The organism is Micromonospora sp. WMMD967 (assembly GCF_029626165.1).
Classification (GTDB): Bacteria; Actinomycetota; Actinomycetes; order Mycobacteriales; family Micromonosporaceae; genus Micromonospora; species Micromonospora taraxaci.
Genome location: NZ_JARUBK010000001.1, coordinates 6,885,624 through 6,904,967, shown reverse-complemented (window position 1 = coordinate 6,904,967; position 19,344 = coordinate 6,885,624). Strand labels below are relative to the sequence as shown.

Genomic DNA, 19,344 nt, shown 5'->3' with positions numbered 1-19,344 from the left:
GGAGGAGACTGTGGCTCTGCCCGAGGATGACCCCGCCACCGCGTCGGCCAAGGCCGCCGCAGCCGCCACCGCGTCGGCCGAGGCCGTCGCCGAGGCACCGCTGGTCGAGGCTCCCGCCGACACCGTCGCGGGCGAGGTGGTCCTGCGCCTCACCGATCTGGTCAAGACCTTCCCCGGCGTACGCGCCCTGGACGGTGTGCAGCTGGAGGTGCGTGCCGGCGAGGTGCACTGCCTGCTCGGGCAGAACGGCGCCGGCAAGTCCACCCTGATCAAGGTGCTCGCCGGCGTGCACCAGCCGGATTCGGGGCAGGTGGAATGGCGCGGTGAGCCGGCGACCTTCGCCAACCCGCAGGCCGCCATGAAGGCCGGCATCGCCACCATCTACCAGGAGCTCGACCTCGTCGAGGACCTGTCGGTGGCGGAGAACGCCTTCCTCGGCCACGAGTACCGCAACTTCGGGTTCGTCCAGCGCGGTCGGATGGCCCGGCACACCCGGCAGATCCTCGGCCGGCTCGGCCACGCGGAGATTCCGCCCGGACGGATGGTCCGGTCGCTGCCGGCGGCGGGCAAGCAGATCGTCAGCATGGCCCGTGCGCTGTCGCACGAGGCCCGACTGATCATCATGGACGAGCCGAGCGCGGTGCTGGCCCACGACGAGGTCGGCAACCTGTTCCGGATCATCCGGGAGTTGACCGCGCAGGGCATCGCTGTCATCTACATCTCGCACCGGCTCGAGGAGATCCGCGAGATCGGCGACCGGGTCACCGTACTCAAGGACGGTCGGACCACGGCGGCGAACCTGCCGGCGCGCGACACCCCGACCCGCGACCTGGTCAGCCGGATGACCGGCCGGACCATCGAGTACGTCTTCCCGGACCGGCCGGCCGACGACGGCGTCGGCGACGAGCTGCTCCAGGTGGAGGGGCTGACCCGCACCGGCGAGTTCGCCGACGTCTCGCTGAACGTGCGTGCCGGGGAGATCGTCGGCATCGCGGGGCTGGTCGGCTCCGGTCGGTCCGAGCTGCTGGAGACGATCTACGGTGCCCGCCTTCCCGAGGCCGGTCAGGTCCGGATGAACGGGCAGGTGCTGCGTCCCGGCGTCGGCTCGGCGGTCCGGGCCGGCATGGGGATGGCGCCGGAGGAACGCAAGAGCCAGGCACTGCTGCTCGGTGAACCGATTTACCGCAACGTCACGCTGGCCACCTTCGGCCGGTACGCGCGGCTCGGCTTCACCGACGCCGCCAAGGAACGCGCCGAGGCGGACCGGATCGCGGAGACCCTGGAGCTGCGGCCCCGGGACGTCGACCGGCCGGTACGCACGCTGTCCGGCGGCAACCAGCAGAAGGTGGTGGTCGGGCGGTGGTTGCTCGGCGGCACCAAGCTGTTGCTGCTCGACGAGCCCACCCGGGGCGTGGACGTGGGCGCCCGGGCTGAGCTCTACCAGGTCATCCGGTCGTTGGCCGCGCAGGGCGTCGGGGTGTTGCTGGTCTCCAGCGAGGTGCCCGAGGTGCTGGGTCTGGCCGACCGGGTGCTGGTGATGCGCGAAGGGCGTGTCGTCCGCGAAGCCGCGGCCGGCGAACTCGACGAGAACACTGTGCTTGACCTCGTGATGGCGGGGTCCTTGATGGAAGGCGCACCGGCATGAGCGACGCGACTCCCACTCCCACCGCGACACCGGAGCGCCCGCAGCTTCCGGCACAGTCGCCGCCGGTGGACCCGGCGGAGACGGCGGTGGCCAGCGATAAAGCAACTTCGGGCCGGCTGTCCTGGTGGCGGGGGGACGGCGGCGACGGCGCCAAGCGCAACCTCGGTCTGATCGGGGTGCTGGTGGCGCTCATCGTGGTCGGCGCGATCACGAAGCCGGACCTGTACGGCGACCCGAACTGGGTGTGGAACAACGTCCTGGCCATCCTCCAGCTCGCCTCGGTCGTCGGCGTGGTCACCGTCGGGATGACCTTCGTGATCATCGGTGGTGGCATCGACCTGTCGGTGGGCGCGATCGTCGCGCTGGCCGGCGTCTGGTGCACCACCGTCGCCACCCAGAACTTCGGCGCCGGCGGCATGATCTTCACCGCCCTGGTGGTCGGCATCTGCGTCGGCCTGGTCAACGGCGTGCTCATCTCGTACGGCCGGTTGGTCCCCTTCATCGCGACGCTCGCGATGCTGGTGGCCGCGCGAGGGCTCGCGGCGTCGATCTCCAACAAGCAGACCCAGGTGTCGAGCAGCACCTTCATCAACGACATCGCGGCGCGCAAGGTGATCGGGATCCCGATCCTCGTCTACATCCTCGGCGCGGTGGTCCTGGCCGGGTGGGTCCTGCTCAACCGGACGACCTTCGGCCGGCGGACCATCGCCGTCGGCGGCAATCCGGAGGCGGCACGGCTGGCCGGCATCAACGTCCGGCGGCACACCATGCTCCTCTACGCGCTCTCCGGTCTCTGCTGCGGCATCGCCGCCATCATGCTCACCTCGCAGGCCACCTCGGCGCAGGCGGCGATGGCCAACCTGTACGAGCTGGACGCGATCGCCGCGGCGATCATCGGCGGGACGCTGCTCAGTGGGGGTCGCGGCACGATCGTCGGCTCGCTGCTCGGCGTCATCATCTTCGCCACGATCACGAACCTCTTCGCCATCAACGGCCTCTCCATCGAGGCGCAGAACATGGTCAAGGGCGGCATCATCGTCGCCGCCGTCCTGATCCAGCAGTTCCAGTACAAGTCAGTCACTCGGCTCCTCGCGCGGAACAGGGTCACCACCGCCTGACGCACCGCACCGTTGTCCCTGGCCACGTCGAAACTTTCGACGTGGGCAGGGCCCCGCACACCCTCATTCAGTCAGATACCGCTTCCAGGAGGTCGTTCATGACCCAGCACAGTCGCGACCTGTCGCGCCGCCGGTTGCTCTTCGGCGGGGCCGCAGTTGGCGCTGCCACCCTGCTGACCGCCTGCACCAGCAACGAGACTCCGGCCGCCAGCACCCAGACCAAGGCCGCGGGCGGCGGCGAGGGCAACAACGCCCCCGGCAAGAAGGTCGTCATCGGCTTCTCCGCGCCGGCCGCCGACCACGGCTGGATGGGTGCCATCCACGCCAACGCCAAGGCCCAGGCGGCGGCCTACTCGGACGTGGAGTTCAAGGAGGTCGACGGTGGGTCGAACTCCGAGGCCCAGCGCTCCACGCTCGGCACCCTGATCGCCCAGAAGCCGGACATCATCGTCGTGCTGCCGCACGACGGCAAGGAGGTCAACGCCGTTGCCCTCCAGGCCATGCAGGCCGGCATCCCGATCGTCAACCTGGACCGTGCCTTCCCCGACGCGCTCGCGTCGCGGCTGGTCATCAAGGGTGACAACTACGGCATGGGCGTTTCGGCCGGGCACTTCATCGGCAAGATGCTCAAGGACAAGGGCGTCGCCAACCCGGTCATCGGTGAGATCGCCGGTCTGGAGATCCCGCTGACCGTCGAGCGCAGCGAGGGCTTCAAGGCCGCCCTGGCGACCTACGGCTTCACGGTGCGCAACCGTCGCTCGGCCGAGTTCACCTCGGACAGCGGTCAGCGCGAGGCGTCCCAGCTGCTCCAGGCGCTGCCGAAGATCGACGCGATCTGGAACCACGACGACGACCAGGGCATCGGTGTGCTGGCCGCCATCAAGCAGGCCAACCGTTCCGAGTTCTTCATGGTCGGCGGCGCCGGCTCCAAGCTCGCGATCGACGCGATCAAGGCCGACAACACCGTGCTCAAGGCGACGGTCACCTACAACCCGTCAATGGCCTCCTCGGCGGTCTCGCTGGCGCGGCTCATCGCGCAGGGGCGTGGCCTGGGCGACCTGACGGAGCTCCAGGTGCCCAAGGAAGTGACCCTGGCCTCCGAGACGATCACCAAGGAGAACGCGAGCAGCTACGACAAGCTCGGGTTCTGACATACCGGGGGGAGACCCACCTTGTCCACGACAGACAAAGAACTGCGGGTCGGCATGGTCGGCTACGCGTTCATGGGCGCCGCGCACTCACAGGCGTGGCGCACCGTGAACCGCGTGTTCGACCTGCCGACGCGGGCCCGGATGGCGCTGATCTGCGGTCGAGACACAGGGAAGGTGGCCGACGCCGCCGACCGACTCGGCTGGGAGGCGTACACCACGGACTGGCGTGATCTGATCAACCGGGACGACATCGACGTGATCGATGTGTGCACCCCGGGCGACAGCCACGCCGAGATCGCCCTCGCCGCGTTGGCCGCCGGCAAGCACGTCCTGTGCGAGAAGCCGCTGGCCAACACGGTGGAGGAGGCACGGGCGATGACCGCTGCGGCGGAGGTCGCCCGGGCCGCCGGAGTGCGGTCGATGTGCGGGTTCAACTACCGCCGGGTTCCCGCGGTCACGATGATGCGGCAGTTGGTCGCCGACGGACGGCTTGGGGTGATTCGACACGTCCGTGCGACGTACCTGCAGGACTGGATCGTGGACCCGCAGTTCCCGCTGGTCTGGCGGTTGCAGAAAGACAGGGCGGGCTCCGGCGCGCTCGGTGACATCGGTGCCCACATCATCGACCTGACCCAGTTCGTCACGGGTCAGCGGATCAGTGGGGTCAGCGCGGTCACCGAGACCTTCGTCAAGGAGCGTCCGTTGCCGGCCGAGTCGAGTGGTCTCGCGGCCACCGTGGACGGCGGTACGGCGCCCACCGGGCCGGTGACCGTCGACGACGCCGCGGTGTTCGTGGCCCGGCTCGACGGTGGCGCGCTGGCCACGTACGAGGCGAGCCGGTTCGCCACCGGTCGCAAGAACGCGCTGCGTGTCGAGATCAACGGTTCGTTGGGCAGCGTGGTCTTCGACCTGGAGCGGCTCAACGAGCTGGAGTTCTACGACGCCACCAGGCCCACCGCGGAGCAGGGTTTCAGCCGCATCCTGGTGACCGAGGGCGAGCACCCGTACATGTCGGCGTGGTGGCCCCCGGGCCACATCATCGGCTACGAGCACTCGTTCACGCACGAGATGCGCGACTTCATCGAGGCGGTCGCCACCGGTGTCGACCCGACTCCCTCGTTCGCCGACGCGTTGCAGGTCCAGCTGGTGCTGGACGCGGTGGCCCGTTCGGCGGAACTCGGCTCCTCCTGGACCGAGGTCGAACCGGCGCTGACCGCGGCGACCGTCTGACCATCGACCATCCGCGACGGCGGTGTTCGCACCGCCGTCGCCCGACCGGCTTCCCGAAGCCGACCGGCGAGGACCGGCCGCGGATTGCGCCCCGCGGCCGGGACGAGGTCGGCGTCGGAGAGCGTGCGGCCGGGCCTGACGGCCCGGTGGCGCACGAGCAGGACGGTCGTCCGGTGCGACCGGACCGGGATTCCCCGGCCGCACCGGAGGACCGCCACCATCGGTGGACACCGCAGGACCTGACCAGACCGCCCGCCGTTGCCCCCACCCGTACCGCATGCATTCGCCGACGTCCGGCGGGTCGTGCTCCGTTCGGTGACCTGGTGGGCGCGGCGGCCTGAGACGCCCGGCCGGGGCATGCCAACGCCCCGACTGGTCGGATGCGGGGGAGACAGGGTCGAGACGCCGACCCGACCCTGTCTACCAAGCCCCGTCTGCCTGTACCCGGGCCGGGATCCGGTCCGGCGTCGTCGCCGCCGACGCCGACGTCGGAATCCGGTGCCGATCCGGTGCGGGGAGGGCGGACGGGGCCCCTCGACAAGGCCGTATCTTTCCGAAACATATTCTGATATTCCTATATTTAGCGGTACCGACGGTTCCTCGTGAACGAGGAAGGAGCACCATGCGTACAGGTGTCTGGCTGGTAGGAGCGCGCGGATCCGTCGCGACCACCAGCATCGTCGGGGGGCTCGCGCTGCGGGCCGGCCTGGCCGGGCCGACCGGCTGCGTCACCGAGCTTCCCGAACTGCGCGGCCCGGCCCTACCGGCCTTCGCCGACCTGGTCTTCGGCGGACACGACGTGGCCACCACTCCGCTGTGCAAGCGCGCCGAGGCGCTCGCCGACGCCGGTGTCATCCCCTGGCGGCTGGTCGCCGCGCTCCGCGACGAGCTGGGCGTGGTCGAGCAGGAGCTGCGCCCCGCACCGGTCGGCGCGACCCAGGCCGATCGTGCCGCCGCCGTGGTCCGTGACCTCACCGCCTTCCGCGAGCGGCACGACCTGGACCGGGTGGTGGTGGTCAACGTCTCCGCCACCGAGCCGGCCCCGCAACCGCACCCCGGGCACGCCGACCCGGCCGCCCTGAGCGCCGCGCTGGCCGGGCCCGACGAGGTGCTGCCGGTCAGCTCCCTCTACGCGTACGCGGCAGTGCGCGCCGGCTGCCCGTACGTCGACTTCACCCCGTCCACCGGGCTGCGGCTGCCGGCCCTGGCGGCGCTGGCCGAGGAGGCCCGCCTGCCGTACGCCGGGCACGACGGCAAGACCGGGGAGACCCTGGTCAAGTCGGTGCTCGCGCCGATGTTCGCGATGCGCAACCTGGACGTGCGCTCCTGGTCCGGGTTCAACCTGCTCGGTGGTGGTGACGGCGCCACCCTGGCCGATCCGGCCGCCAACGCGGCGAAGGTGCAGAGCAAGCAGCGGGTGCTCGGTGAGACGCTGGGCTACGTCCCGCAGGGCGGCACGCGCATCGAGTACGTCGAGGAGCTGGGCGACTTCAAGACCGCCTGGGACCTGATCACCTTCGCCGGGTTCCTGGGCACCGGCATGCGGATGGAGTTCACCTGGCACGGCTGCGACTCCGCGTTGGCCGCGCCGCTGGTGCTCGACCTGGCCCGGCTCACCGCCGCCGCGCACGCCGCCGGGCTGGTGGGGCCGCTGACCGAGCTGGGCTTCTTCTTCAAGGACCCGATCGGCGCGCCCACCCACTCGCTGGGCGAGCAGTGGGCCCGGTTGAGCGACTTCACCCGACACCTGCACGCCGGCGTGGACGGTGATCATGACAACGTTGGCTGACCTCGCCGAGTTGGTTCGGGCGCCGGCCGCGCTCTCGGTGCCCGGTGACGTGGTCGCCGGAGCGGCCGCCGCCGGCGCGCTCGGCCCGCGTACCCCTGCGCTGGCCGGCGCCTCGGTGCTGCTCTACTGGGCCGGCATGGCCGCCAACGACTGGGCCGACCGGGGCCTGGACGCCGAGGAGCGGCCCGAGCGGCCCATCCCCAGCGGGCGGATCACCCCGGCCGCCGCTGTCGGTCTCGCGGCGGGCCTCACGGCCGCCGGCGTCGGCCTGGCCGCCGCCGTGGGCGGTCGCCGCGCCGCCGCGCTCGCCGTGCCGCTGGCCGCCACCATCTGGGGGTACGACCTGCTGGCCAAGAACACCGCCGCCGGCCCGGCCGTGATGGCCGCCTGTCGAGGGCTGGACGTGCTGCTCGGCGCGTCCGGCGGCCGGTTGACCCGGGCGTTGCCCGCGGCGGCGACCGTCGCCGCGCACACCTGGACGGTGACCGCGCTGTCCCGCCGGGAGGTCACCGGCGCGGAGGCCGCCCTGCCGGTGCGCACCCTCGCCGGCACCGCGGTGGTCGCCGCCAGCGCCGCCGTCCCCGGCGTCCGACGCGCGATCACCGGACCGGAGGCCCCGAGCGGTGCGCGCCCCGACCGGTCTCGGAGGGCCACCGTCGCGGCCGTCCTGCCCGCCGCCCTGGCCGGGTGGTACGCGGCCCGCTACGGGGCGGCCCAGGTCGAGGTCGTCCGCGACCCGTCGGCCGGGCGGGTCCGCGCCGCCGTCGGCGCCGGGATCACCGGCCTGCCCGCCCTCCAGGGCGCACTGACCGCCCGCGCTGGAGCCGGCCTGCTCGGGTTGGCCGTCGCGGCGGCGGCGCCGCTGGGCCGACGGTTGGCCCGGAAGGTCTCCCCGACATGACAGTGCCCCAGCCCCGACCCGCGTCACCGGCCGGTGACGCCACGACGCTGCGGCTCGGGTACGGCACGAACGGCTTCAACAACCACCGCCTCGACGACGCGCTGGCCGTCATCGCCGACCTCGGCTACGACGGGGTGGCGCTCACCCTCGACCACGACTACCTGGACCCGTTCGCGCCCGGCCTCACCCGTCGGGTCGCCGCCGTCAGTCGACGGCTGAGCGAGCTGGGGCTCGCTGTCGTGATCGAGACCGGGGCGCGGTACCTGCTCGACCCGTGGCACAAACACGCGCCGACGTTGCTGCACGACGACCCGACCCGACGGATCGAGTTCCTGCGCCGGGCCGTCCGGATCGGCGCCGACCTGGGCGCCGAGGCGGTCTCGTTCTGGGCCGGCGTCCGGCCCGAGACGGTGTCGCCGCAGTGTGCCTGGGACCGGCTGGTGGCCGGCTGCGCCACAGTCGTCGACACGGCCGACACCGCCGGCGTCACCCTCGGCTTCGAACCGGAACCGGGCATGCTGGTGCAGGACATCGCCGACTGGCGTCGGCTGCGCGCCGCGCTCGGTGACCCGGGCCGGTTCGGCATCACCCTCGACATCGGCCACTGCCGCTGCCTGGAGCCCTGGCCGGTGCCGCAGTGCGTCGCCGAGGTGGCGGCGCACCTGGTCAACGTACAGATCGACGACATGCGCCGGGGCGTGCACGAACACCTGGAGTTCGGCGTCGGCGAGATCGACTTCCCGCCGGTGCTGGCGGCCCTGGCGGCGGCCGGCTATCGCGGGCTGGTCGCCGTGGAGCTGCCCCGCGACTCGCACGCCGCACCCGCCGTGGCCGCCAGGTCGATCGAGTTCCTGCGGGCCGCTGCGGCCAGCGCCAGTGACAGTGCTCGCGCCCTTTGCTCTGCACCCACCGAAGCGACACCCGCCGACGCGGCACCAGCCGCGGCAGCACCCGCCGACGCGGCACCAGCCAAGGCTGCAACCGCCGACGCGGCATCCACCGCGGCGGCATCCGCCGACGACACCCCGGTGCATATGTAGGTGCAGAGCAAAGGGTGGCGGGGCACCGGGGTGCCGGCGTAGCTACAAGGGGAGGAGACGGGATGACACCGGATTCACTGCGGGCCGCGCTGCGAGGCGTACCCGATCCCGATTGGTTGGACACGGCGCTGCGCCGGGTCGCGGCCGAGCCCACCGAGATCACCCGGCTCTTCCCCGCCGCCGGCCGGCGCTGCGGTCGAGGCGCGCTGCCCGACGCGCCCGACTGGACCGCCGACGACGCGGCCCGGGTGCTGCTGCTCGCCGCGCTGCCGCGCGACCACGCCGCGTACGCCGAGAGCCTCTACCGGCACGGTGACGCGGCCGAACGGCGAGCGGTGCTGCGGGCGCTGCCGCTGCTGCCGATCGACGACGCCGGCGTGCCGCTGCTGCACGACGCGATCCGCACCAACGACACCCGCCTGGTCGCCGCCGCGCTCGGCCCCTACGCCCGGCACCTCGACCCGGCCGCCTGGCGGCAGGCGGTGCTCAAGTGCGTGTTCAGCGGTGTTCCCCTCGCCGCGGTCGCCGACCTGGACGCCCGGGCCGACGGGGAGCTCGCCGCCATGCTGGCCGCGCTCGCCGCCGAACGGCACGCCGCCGGCCGGGACCTGCCCGCCGACGCCACCGACCTGCTCGACCGGCTCACCGCCGCACTGCCCCGGGAGGCGTGAATGCGCATCTTCGACCCACACATCCACATGACCTCGCGCACCACCGACGACTACGAACGGATGGCCGCCGCCGGGGTACGCGCGCTTGTCGAGCCGGCGTTCTGGTTGGGCCAGCCGCGGACCAGCCCCGCGTCGTTCACCGACTACTTCGACTCGCTGATCGGGTGGGAGCCCTTCCGCGCCGGTCAGTTCGGGGTGCGCCACTTCGCCACGATCGCGCTCAACCCCAAGGAGGCCAACGACCCGCGGTGCCGCCCGGTGCTGGACCTGCTGCCCCGCTACCTGGACAAGGACGCGGTGGTGGCGGTCGGCGAGATCGGGTACGACTCGATGACGCCGGAGGAGGACGAGGCGTTCGCGGCGCAGCTCGCCCTCGCCGTGGCGTACGAGCTGCCGGCGCTGGTGCACACCCCGCACCGGGACAAGGCGCGCGGCTGCGAACGCACCCTGGCGGTGGTCGCCGAATCCGGCATCGACGCCGGTCGCGTGGTGGTCGACCACCTCAACGAGGTAACCGTCAAGCTGGTCCGGGACAGCGGCTGCTGGCTGGGTTTCTCCATCTACCCGGACACGAAGATGACGCCGTCGCGGATGGTCGAGCTGCTGCGCGAGTACGGCACGGAACGGATGCTGGTCAACTCGGCCGCCGACTGGGGGCGTTCCGACCCGCTGCTGACCCGGGCCACCGGCGAGGCGATGCTGGAGGCCGGGTTCAGCGACGACGACGTCGACAAGGTGCTGTGGCGCAACCCGGTGGAGTTCTACGGGCAGTCGGGGCGACTCGACCTCAGCGACCTGGAGGACCCCGCCGCCGTGGACCCGGAGACCGGCAACTCGATCCTGCGCGGCGGCAGCTGATGCGGCTGCGACATGCCGGCGGCGAGACCGTCCACCTGGGCTACTGCACGAACGTGCACCCCGCCGAGGATCTCGCCGGCATCCTCGGTCAACTGGACACGTACGCAGTGCCGGTCCGTGCGGCTCTCGGCAGTGACCTGCTCGGGCTGGGCCTGTGGCTGGCCGCCCCGGTCGCCGCCGAGCTGGCCGCGGACGCGGGGTTGCGTCGTCGGCTGCGCGCCGAGCTGGACGCGCGCGGCCTGGAGGTCGTCACCCTCAACGGCTTCCCGTACGCGGCCTTCCAGGCCCCGGTGGTGAAGCAGGACGTGTACCACCCCGACTGGACCACCGAGCAGCGCCTGACGTACACGCTGAACCTGGCCCGGGTGCTCGCCGACCTGCTGCCCGACGACGCCGCCCGGGGGTCGATCTCCACCCTGCCGCTGGCCTGGCGGCAGCCGTGGGACTCCGGACGGGCCGACGCGGCCCGCCGCCGGTTGGACCAGCTCGCCGCTGGCCTGGCCGAGGTGCAGCGCGACACCGGCCGCGAGGTGCGGGTCGCCTTCGAGCCGGAGCCGGGGTGCGTGGTGGAGAGCAGCAGCCAGGCCGCCGCGCTGCTGTCCGGGATGGACACCGACCGGATGGGCGTCTGCCTCGACCTGGCCCACCTGGCGTGCGCCTGGGAGGACCCGGCCGAGGCACTCGGACGACTGCGGGCGGCCGGGTTGCCCGTGGTGAAGGTGCAGGTCTCCGCCGCCGTCGAGGCGGCCGACCCGCAGGGCGGGGCCGAGGCGTTGCGCCGCTGGGTGGAGCCGCGCTTCCTGCACCAGACTCGGGGTGCCGGCTGTGCCGGCCTGCCCGACCCGGCCGACCCGTCGTACGCGGCGGACGACCTCGACGAGGCGTTGGACCGGGCGTTGCCCGGGCCGTGGCGGGTGCACTACCACGTGCCCCTGCACGCCCCACCCGAGGAACCGCTCGGCTCGACCCTGCCGGTTCTGCGCGCAGCCCTGAGAGCGCTCTTCGAGGGCCCGACCGCCGGCTGCGACCACCTGGACGTCGAGACGTACACCTGGGGGGTGCTGCCGGCGGCACGGCGGCCCCGCACCGACGCGGAGCTGGCCGCCGGCATCGCCGCGGAGCTGGCCTTCGCCCGGGACGAACTGGTCGGCCTCGGCCTGACCGCGCAGCGATCCGTGACGATGGGAGGAACGCGATGAGCCGCCGACTGGTGGTGCTCGACGTCGTGGGGCTGACCCCCCGACTGCTGGCGCACATGCCCCGACTGCGAGGGGTCGCCGACGGCGGCTTCCGGGCCGAGCTGGGCACCGTGCTGCCCGCGGTGACCTGCTCGGTGCAGTCCACCTTCCTCACCGGCGAACCACCCAGCGGGCACGGGATCGTCGGCAACGGGTGGTATTTCCGGGAGCTGGGTGAGGTGCTGCTGTGGCGGCAGCACAATGCGCTGGTCGGCGGGGAGAAGCTCTGGCAGGCGGCCCGCCGGGCCGAGCCCGGCTACACCGTCGCCAACGTCTGCTGGTGGTACGCCATGGGCGCCGACGTCGACTGGACGGTCACCCCGCGTCCCGTGTACTACGCCGACGGGCGCAAGGAACCCGACTGCTACACCGACCCGCCGGAGCTGCACGACGCGCTCACCGGCCGGCTGGGCACCTTCCCGCTGTTCACCTACTGGGGGCCGACGGCGGGCCTGCCGTCGTCGAAGTGGATCTGCCAGGCGGCCGAGCAGATCCTCGCCGACGTGTCACCCGACCTGACCCTGGTCTACGTGCCGCACCTGGACTACGACCTGCAACGGTTCGGCCCGTCGTCCGCCCAGGCCGCTGCCGCGGCGGCCGAGCTGGACGCGGTGCTCGGCCCACTGCTGGACGCCGCCCGGGCGCGGGACGCGACAGTGGTGGTCCTGTCGGAGTACGGCATCACCGACGTGTCCCGGCCGGTGGACGTCAACCGGCTGCTGCGCTCCGAAGGGCTGCTGCGGGTGCACACCCAGGCGGGCATGGAGTACCTCGACCCGTGGACGTCGAAGGCGTTCGCGGTCGCCGACCACCAGGTCGCCCACGTCTACGTCAAGGACCCGGCCGACGTGCCGGCGGTCGCGAAGCTCTGCGCGAACCTGCCCGGGGTGGCCGAGGTGCTCGACGCCGAGGGCAAGGCCGCGCACGGGCTGGACCATCCGCGCGCGGGTGAGCTGGTGCTGGTGGCCGAGCCGGACGCCTGGTTCACGTACTACTACTGGCTGGACGACGACCGGGCGCCGGACTTCGCCCGGCTCGTGGAAATCCACCGCAAGCCGGGGTACGACCCGGCGGAGCTGTTCTTCGACCCGGCGAACCCGGGTGCCGCGAAGGCCCGCGCCGGGGTGGCGCTGGCCCGCAAGAAGCTCGGCATGCGGTACCTGATGAGCGCTGTCGGTCTGGACGCCGGTGCGCGGGCGGTGCGCGGCTCGCACGGGCGGCTGCCGGACGACCCGGCCGACGCCCCGGTGCTGCTCTGCTCCGACCCGACGGCGGCCCGGGACCGGATCGCGGCTACCGAGGTCAAGGCCCTGTTACTCGAGTTGGCCGGGTTGCGTGTCGACGGGTCGGGGGAGGGGACGTGACCGTCACCGTCGCGCCCACCGACACGAGCGGACTGCGGGCCCGGTTCGACGCGGAGCTGGCCGGGTTCCTGGAACGGCAGGGCCCGGACTGGCCCGACGGCGCGCCGCGCGGTGTGTTCACCGCGCTGCAACGGTTCGTGCTCGCCGGGGGGAAGCGACTGCGCCCGCTCTTCTGCTACTGGGGTTGGCGTGGCGCGGGCGCCGCCGACGGCACCCCGATCGTGGTGGCCGCGGCTGCCCTGGAGCTGTTCCACGCGTTCGCGCTGATCCACGACGACATCCTGGACGGCAGTGACCGCCGCCGGGGTGAGCCGTCGGTGCACCGCCTCTTCGCCGACCTGCACGCCCGGTCGTCGTGGCGTGGTGACCCGGAGGCGTACGGTCGCAACACCGCGCTGCTCTGCGGGGACCTCTGCGCGGCCTGGTCGGACCAGATGTTCCACGAGTGCGGGCTGAGCACCGAGCAGGTGCACCGGGGGTACGGCGTGTTCGCGCTGATGCGTACCGAGGTGATCGCGGGGGAGTACCTGGACCTGGTCTCGGGCGTGGGTGACGGCTCGGTGGCGAGCGCGCTCACCGTGATCCGGATGAAGGCCGCCCGGTACACGGTCACCCGTCCGTTGCAGATCGGCGCGGCCCTGGCCGGGGCGGGCCCGGAGCTGCTCGCCGCGCTGGAGGAGTTCGGTGACCCGCTGGGCGACGCGTTCCAGCTCCGCGACGACGTGCTGGGCGTCTTCGGAGACCCGGCGGTGACCGGCAAGTCCATCCTGGACGATCTGCGTGAGGGCAAGCCCACCGTGATGATGGCGCTGGCCCGCAGCGAGGCGGACCGGTCGCAGACCGCCCGGCTGCGGGAGCTGTTCGGCAATCCGGCGTTGGACGCCGACGGCGCCGCGGAGCTTCGCGCCATCATCGAGACGACGGGCGCCCGGGAGCGCATCGAGCAGATGATCCGGGTGCGGACCGAGGCCGCGCTCGTGGCCCTGCGGGCCGCCGCGGTGGCCGACGAGGCGCGCTCGGCGCTCGTCGCGCTCGCCGGCCAGGCGATCGACCGCCGCGCCTGACCCGCGACTTTCGGCGAGATCGACAAAAGTTGATGCTGAACCGCCGGAAGGTATGGACACATCGACACCTTCAACTTAGTGTCGTGACCAACACGACAATGTTTCGTCGAGGTGAACCGGCGGCGCGGTAACCCATCGACCCCCACCACCGCTACGGCATCCGGCGCGACGGCGCGCGCCCGGCCTGGCAGTCACTCGTCAGGAAGGGGCAGCACACATGTCCATGAAGGACGCTCCACGACAACGGTCCCGACGATGGTTCTCCGCCGGGTCGGCGCTGCTGTTGGCGGCCACCACCGGCGCCGTCTCCCTCGCCGTCGGCACAGCCCCCGCGCAGGCGCACACGATCGTCGCCACCGACTTCCAGCAGGTCGAACTCGCCCGAGGGGTGAGCGACATGGGCGAGCCGATGTCGCTGGCGGTGCTGCCGGACCGTTCCGTCCTGCACACCGCCCGCAACGGCACCCTCCGCCGCACCGACGCGAACGGCACCACCTCGGTGATCGGCACCCTGTCGGTCTACACCCACGACGAGGAGGGGTTGCAGGGCGTCGGCGTCGACCCGGGCTTCGCCAGCAACCGGCAGATCTACCTCTACTACGCCCCGCCGCTCTCCACCCCCGCCGGCGACGCGCCCGCCACCGGCACCGACTTCTCCGCCTGGAACGGCGTGAACCGCCTCTCCCGGTTCACGCTCAACTCCGACTTCACGCTCAACCAGTCCAGCAAGATCGACGTGCTCGACGTCCCGGCCAGCCGGGGCATCTGCTGCCACGTCGGTGGGGACATCGACTTCGACGCCGCCGGCAACCTCTACCTGTCGACCGGTGACGACACCAACCCGTTCGAGTCCGCCGGTTACTCGCCACTGGACGAGCGGACCAACCGCAACCCGGCGTACGACGCGCAGCGCAGCGCCGGCAACACCAACGACCTGCGGGGCAAGATCCTGCGGATCAAGGTGAACGCGAACGGCACGTACTCCATCCCGTCGGGCAACCTGTTCGCGCCCGGCACGGCCCAGACGCGCCCGGAGATCTACGCGATGGGCTTCCGCAACCCGTTCCGGATCAGCGTGGACAAGGCCACCGGTGTCGTCTACGTCGGTGACTACGGGCCGGACGCCGGCTCCACCAGCTCCACCCGCGGGCCGTCCGGCCAGGTGGAGTTCAACCGGGTCGCCGCGCCGGGCAACTACGGCTGGCCGTACTGCACCGGCACCAACACCACTACCGAGACGTACAACGAGTGGGACTTCGCCACCAACGCCAGCGGGGCGAAGTACAACTGCGCCGGCGGGCCGACCAACAACTCGTTCCGCAACACCGGCCGGACCACCCTGCCGCCGGCCCAGCCGGCCTGGATCCGGTACGCCGGCGACGCCGGCACCCCGACCGAGTTCGGCGGTGGCTCCGAGTCGCCGATGGGCGGCCCGGTCTACCGGTACAACGCCTCGTCGACGTCCACCACGAAGTTCCCGCAGTCGTTCGACGGGCAGTTCTTCGCCACCGAGTTCGGCCGGGGCTGGATCAAGCCGATCCACGTCAACGCCGACGGCTCCCGGGGCACCATCGACACGTTCCCCTGGGTCGGCAAGCAGGTGATGGACTCGGCGTTCGGTCCGGACGGCGCGTACTACGTGCTCGACTACGGCACCGGCTACTTCAACGGTGACGCCAACTCGGCGCTCTACCGCTTCGACTACGTCGGCGGCGGCAACCGGGCGCCCACCGCGAAGGCGAGTGCCAACCGCACCTCCGGCGCGGCCCCGCTCGCGGTGACCTTCTCCTCGGCCGGCTCGTCCGACCCCGAGGGTGGCACGTTGACCTACTCGTGGGCCTTCGGTGACGGGACCACCTCGACCGCTGCCAACCCGACGAAGACCTACAGCGCCAACGGCACCTACACCGCCACGCTGACGGTACGGGACCCGCAGGGCGCCACCGGCAGCAGCAGCGTGCAGATCAACGTCGGCAACACCGCGCCCACGGTGACGATCAACAACCCGGGCAACGGCCAGCTGTTCAGCTTCGGCGACACCGTGCCGTTCAGCATCACGGTGACCGACCCGGAGGACGGCACGATCGACTGCTCGAAGGTCAAGATGACCTACGTGCTCGGCCACGACCAGCACGGGCACCAGATCACCTCGCAGAACGGTTGCTCGGGCACGATCACCATCCCGGTCGACGGTGAGCACGACGACGCGGCGAACATCTTCGCGATCTTCGACGCCGAGTACACCGACGCCGGTGGCCTGACCACGCACACCCAGCACACGCTGCCCCCGCGCCACCGGCAGGCCGAGTTCTACGCCACCTCGTCCGGGATCAACGTGTTCAGCAAGACCCCGGCCGAAGGCGGCAAGACCGTCGGCGACATCAACAACGGTGACTGGATCGCGTTCCAGCCGTACCGCCTGGGCAACGTGACCTCGTTCAACGCCCGGGTCTCCTCGGCGGGGGCCGGTGGCACCCTCCAGGTCCGGGCCGGCTCGGCCACCGGCACGGTGCTCGGCTCGGCCACGGTCCCGGTGACCGGCGGCTGGGAAACCTTCACCACGGTGAACGGGACGATCACCAACCCGCCGACCGGCACGACCACGCTCTACCTGACCTTCGCCGGGTCGGGCACCGGGGCGCTCTTCGACCTGGACGCCTTCACCTTCGTCACCGGCACCTCCAGCGGTGGCGGGACCGGGGCGATCAAGGGTCTGGGCGGCAAGTGTCTGGACGTGCGCAACGGCGCCACCGCCGACGGCACGCAGATCCAGATCTACACCTGCAACGGCAGCGCGGCACAGACCTGGGCGGTCACCCCGAACTCGACGATCAAGTCGTTGGGTAAGTGCCTGGACGTCTCGGGTGCCGGCACCGCGGACGGCACCAAGATCCAGCTTTACACCTGCAACGGGACCGCCGCGCAGAACTGGTCGGCCCAGGCCGACGGCACACTGCGCAGCCCGGCGTCCGGCAAGTGCCTCGACGTCTCCGGCAACAACTCCGCCGACAGCACCGCGGTCCACCTGTGGACCTGCGTCAGCGGTGCCGCCAACCAAAAGTGGACCCTGCCCTGAGCTGGCGGGAGGGGCCCCCAGCCCACGCCTAGTCTTGGGCTTGGGGCCCCTCCTAACCGCGATTAGGAGAGCGATATGCGCAGACGCCTACGACCCGTCCTCGGTGCGGCCATGGCCGCACTCGCCGTCATCGCCTGTACGACACCGGCCACCCCGGCCAGCGCCGCCGACGCCCCCTACGACGTCCTGGTGTTCTCCAAGACCGCCGGTTTCCGGCACGACGCGATCCCGGTCGGCATCCAGACCATCCGCGACCTGGGCGCGGCGAACAACTTCACAGTCACCGCCACCGAGGACGCCGCCGCGTTCACCACCAGCAACCTGAACCAGTACGAGGCGGTCGTCTTCCTCAACACCACCGGCGACGTGCTCAACGCCAGCCAGCAGACCGCCTTCGAGTCGTACATCGCCTCCGGACGCGGCTATGTCGGTGTGCACGCGGCGGCCGACACCGAGTACGACTGGCCGTTCTACGGCAACCTGGTGGGCGCGTGGTTCAACTCGCACCCGGCGATCCAGCAGGCCAACATCAAGGTGGAGGACCGCGGGCACGCCGCGACCGGACACCTGCCGCAGACCTGGACCCGCACCGACGAGTGGTACAACTACCGCACCAACCCCCGGTCCACCGCGCACGTGCTCGCCACCCTCGACGAGTCGTCGTACTCCGGTGGTGGAATGGGCGCGGACCACCCGCTGAGCTGGTGCAAGAGCTACAACGGCGGCCGGTCCTTCTACACCGGCGCCGGGCACACCCAGGCGTCGTACGCCGAGTCGGGTTTCCGGAACCACCTGCTCGGTGGCATCCGCTACGCCTCCGGCCGGAGCAAGGCCGACTGCCGGCCCGAGACGGGCTACACCCCGATCTACAACGGCTCGACGACCGGTTGGTCGCAGGCCGGTCCGGGCAGCTTCACCAACTCCGACGCCACCCTGACCTCGGTCGGTGGCATGGGGTTGTTCTGGTACAACGCCAAGCAGTTCACCAACTACTCGCTGAAGTTGGACTGGAAGCTGGCCGGGGACGACAACTCCGGCATCTTCATCGGCTTCCCACCGTCCAGTGATCCGTGGTCGGCGGTGGACAACGGCTACGAGATCCAGATCGACGCGACCGACGCGACCGACCGCACCACCGGAGCGGTCTACACGTTCAAGTCGGCCGACATCGCCGCCCGTGACGCGGCGTTGAACGCGCCGGGGGAGTGGAACACCTACGAGCTGTTGGTCGAGGGTGAGCGGCTACAGATCTTCCTCAACGGGGTGAAGATCAACGACTTCACCAACACCAACCCGGTTCGCTCCCTGGCCGGCCACATCGGCATCCAGAACCACGGCACCGGTGACGACGCCTACTTCCGCAACATCCGGATCAAGGAGTTGGGCACCACGCCACCGCCGACCGGGAACACCACGATCCAGGCCGAGGCGTTCAGCTCGGCCAACGGGGTCTCCGCGTTCACCAAGGCGGGCGCCAACGGTGGGCAGACCCTCGGCTACATCGAGCCGGGCGACTGGGCCGCGTACAACGGGGTCAACCTGGCCGGGGTCACCTCGTTCACCGCCCGGGTCGTCTCCGGCGGCGCGGGCGGCACCATCCAGGTGCGCACCGGCTCGGCCACCGGCCCGGTGCTCGGCTCGGTGGCGGTGCCCAACACCGGCAGCTGGGACACCTACGCCAACGTCACCACCGCGTTGTCGAACGTCCCGTCCAGCACCCAGAACCTCTACCTCACCTTCACCGGTAGCGGCACGGGGCTCTTCGACCTGGACGACTTCACACTCGTCAAGGGCAGCGGAGGCACGAACGGGGTGGGCCCGATCAAGGGTCTCGCCGGCAAGTGCCTGGACGTGCGCAACGGCGGCACCGCCGACGGCACCCAGATCCAGATCTACACCTGCAACGGCAGCGCGGCGCAGACCTGGACCGTGACGCCGAACTCGACGATCAAGGCACTCGGTAAGTGCCTGGACGTCAACGGCAGCGGCACCGCCAACGGCACCAAGATCCAGCTCTGGACCTGCAACGGCAGCGGGGCGCAGAACTGGGCGGCGGCGTCCGACGGCACCCTGCGCAACCCGTCCTCGGGCAAGTGCCTGGACGTCTCCGGCAACAACTCGGCGGACAGCACCGTCGTGCACCTCTGGACCTGCCTGAACGCGGCCAACCAGAAGTGGACGCTGCCCTGACCGACTGAG

At 71.4% G+C, this 19,344-nt stretch carries 14 protein-coding genes; all 14 read left to right on the top strand.

The window, feature by feature from the left end:
• Nucleotides 1-136 precede the first annotated feature (136 nt).
• Nucleotides 137-1,645, top strand: a complete 1,509-nt coding sequence (locus O7631_RS31055) for a sugar ABC transporter ATP-binding protein (protein ID WP_278148074.1) — start codon at nucleotides 137-139, stop codon at nucleotides 1,643-1,645.
• Complete coding sequence (locus O7631_RS31050) at nucleotides 1,642-2,763, top strand: ABC transporter permease (RefSeq protein WP_269682824.1); 1,122 nt, start codon at nucleotides 1,642-1,644, stop codon at nucleotides 2,761-2,763. The genes O7631_RS31055 and O7631_RS31050 overlap by 4 nt, the downstream gene beginning before the upstream one ends.
• Nucleotides 2,764-2,861: 98 nt before the next feature.
• A complete protein-coding gene (locus O7631_RS31045; protein WP_145779464.1) occupies nucleotides 2,862-3,914 on the top strand; it encodes a substrate-binding domain-containing protein in 1,053 nt (350 codons plus the stop codon).
• Nucleotides 3,915-3,935: 21 nt separating this feature from the next.
• On the top strand, nucleotides 3,936-5,144 hold the full coding sequence (locus O7631_RS31040) for a Gfo/Idh/MocA family oxidoreductase (RefSeq protein ID WP_278147505.1): 1,209 nt from the start codon (nucleotides 3,936-3,938) through the stop codon (nucleotides 5,142-5,144).
• 622 nt (nucleotides 5,145-5,766) lie between these two features.
• On the top strand, nucleotides 5,767-6,933 hold the full coding sequence (locus O7631_RS31035) for an inositol-3-phosphate synthase (protein ID WP_278147504.1): 1,167 nt from the start codon (nucleotides 5,767-5,769) through the stop codon (nucleotides 6,931-6,933).
• Nucleotides 6,917-7,834, top strand: a complete 918-nt coding sequence (locus tag O7631_RS31030; RefSeq protein WP_278147503.1) for an SCO3242 family prenyltransferase — start codon at nucleotides 6,917-6,919, stop codon at nucleotides 7,832-7,834. Before O7631_RS31035 ends, O7631_RS31030 begins: the two co-directional genes overlap by 17 nt.
• On the top strand, nucleotides 7,831-8,874 hold the full coding sequence (locus tag O7631_RS31025) for a sugar phosphate isomerase/epimerase family protein (protein ID WP_278147502.1): 1,044 nt from the start codon (nucleotides 7,831-7,833) through the stop codon (nucleotides 8,872-8,874). The genes O7631_RS31030 and O7631_RS31025 overlap by 4 nt, the downstream gene beginning before the upstream one ends.
• A gap of 62 nt (nucleotides 8,875-8,936) precedes the next feature.
• Complete coding sequence (locus tag O7631_RS31020; RefSeq protein WP_278147501.1) at nucleotides 8,937-9,545, top strand: EboA domain-containing protein; 609 nt, start codon at nucleotides 8,937-8,939, stop codon at nucleotides 9,543-9,545.
• Nucleotides 9,546-10,403 carry a TatD family hydrolase gene (locus O7631_RS31015; protein WP_278147500.1) on the top strand — a complete coding sequence of 286 codons (858 nt, stop codon included), beginning with the start codon at nucleotides 9,546-9,548 and terminating at the stop codon, nucleotides 10,401-10,403.
• Complete coding sequence (gene eboE / locus O7631_RS31010) at nucleotides 10,403-11,602, top strand: metabolite traffic protein EboE (protein ID WP_278147499.1); 1,200 nt, start codon at nucleotides 10,403-10,405, stop codon at nucleotides 11,600-11,602. Before O7631_RS31015 ends, eboE begins: the two co-directional genes overlap by 1 nt.
• On the top strand, nucleotides 11,599-13,005 hold the full coding sequence (locus O7631_RS31005) for a nucleotide pyrophosphatase/phosphodiesterase family protein (RefSeq protein WP_278147498.1): 1,407 nt from the start codon (nucleotides 11,599-11,601) through the stop codon (nucleotides 13,003-13,005). The genes eboE and O7631_RS31005 overlap by 4 nt, the downstream gene beginning before the upstream one ends.
• Nucleotides 13,002-14,069 (top strand): polyprenyl synthetase family protein, encoded by a 1,068-nt coding sequence (locus O7631_RS31000; RefSeq protein WP_278147497.1) that lies wholly within the window; start codon nucleotides 13,002-13,004, stop codon nucleotides 14,067-14,069. The genes O7631_RS31005 and O7631_RS31000 overlap by 4 nt, the downstream gene beginning before the upstream one ends.
• A 217-nt stretch (nucleotides 14,070-14,286) precedes the next feature.
• On the top strand, nucleotides 14,287-17,145 hold the full coding sequence (locus O7631_RS30995) for a PQQ-dependent sugar dehydrogenase (RefSeq protein WP_278147496.1): 2,859 nt from the start codon (nucleotides 14,287-14,289) through the stop codon (nucleotides 17,143-17,145).
• Between the two features lie 75 nt (nucleotides 17,146-17,220).
• Nucleotides 17,221-19,335 (top strand): ThuA domain-containing protein, encoded by a 2,115-nt coding sequence (locus O7631_RS30990; protein ID WP_278147495.1) that lies wholly within the window; start codon nucleotides 17,221-17,223, stop codon nucleotides 19,333-19,335.
• Nucleotides 19,336-19,344: the final 9 nt, after the last annotated feature.

Excerpts from the sequence above, each read along its gene's own strand:
- O7631_RS31020 (WP_278147501.1), top strand. The coding sequence starts at position 8,937 with ATGACACCGGATTCACTGCGGGCCGCGCTGCGAGGCGTACCCGATCCC.
- O7631_RS31035 (WP_278147504.1), top strand. The coding sequence starts at position 5,767 with ATGCGTACAGGTGTCTGGCTGGTAGGAGCGCGCGGATCCGTCGCGACC.
- O7631_RS31050 (WP_269682824.1), top strand. The coding sequence starts at position 1,642 with ATGAGCGACGCGACTCCCACTCCCACCGCGACACCGGAGCGCCCGCAG.
- O7631_RS31015 (WP_278147500.1), top strand. The coding sequence starts at position 9,546 with ATGCGCATCTTCGACCCACACATCCACATGACCTCGCGCACCACCGAC.
- O7631_RS31025 (WP_278147502.1), top strand. The coding sequence starts at position 7,831 with ATGACAGTGCCCCAGCCCCGACCCGCGTCACCGGCCGGTGACGCCACG.
- O7631_RS31045 (WP_145779464.1), top strand. The coding sequence starts at position 2,862 with ATGACCCAGCACAGTCGCGACCTGTCGCGCCGCCGGTTGCTCTTCGGC.
- O7631_RS31005 (WP_278147498.1), top strand. The coding sequence starts at position 11,599 with ATGAGCCGCCGACTGGTGGTGCTCGACGTCGTGGGGCTGACCCCCCGA.
- eboE (WP_278147499.1), top strand. The coding sequence starts at position 10,403 with ATGCGGCTGCGACATGCCGGCGGCGAGACCGTCCACCTGGGCTACTGC.
- O7631_RS30990 (WP_278147495.1), top strand. The coding sequence starts at position 17,221 with ATGCGCAGACGCCTACGACCCGTCCTCGGTGCGGCCATGGCCGCACTC.
- O7631_RS31030 (WP_278147503.1), top strand. The coding sequence starts at position 6,917 with ATGACAACGTTGGCTGACCTCGCCGAGTTGGTTCGGGCGCCGGCCGCG.
- O7631_RS30995 (WP_278147496.1), top strand. The coding sequence starts at position 14,287 with ATGTCCATGAAGGACGCTCCACGACAACGGTCCCGACGATGGTTCTCC.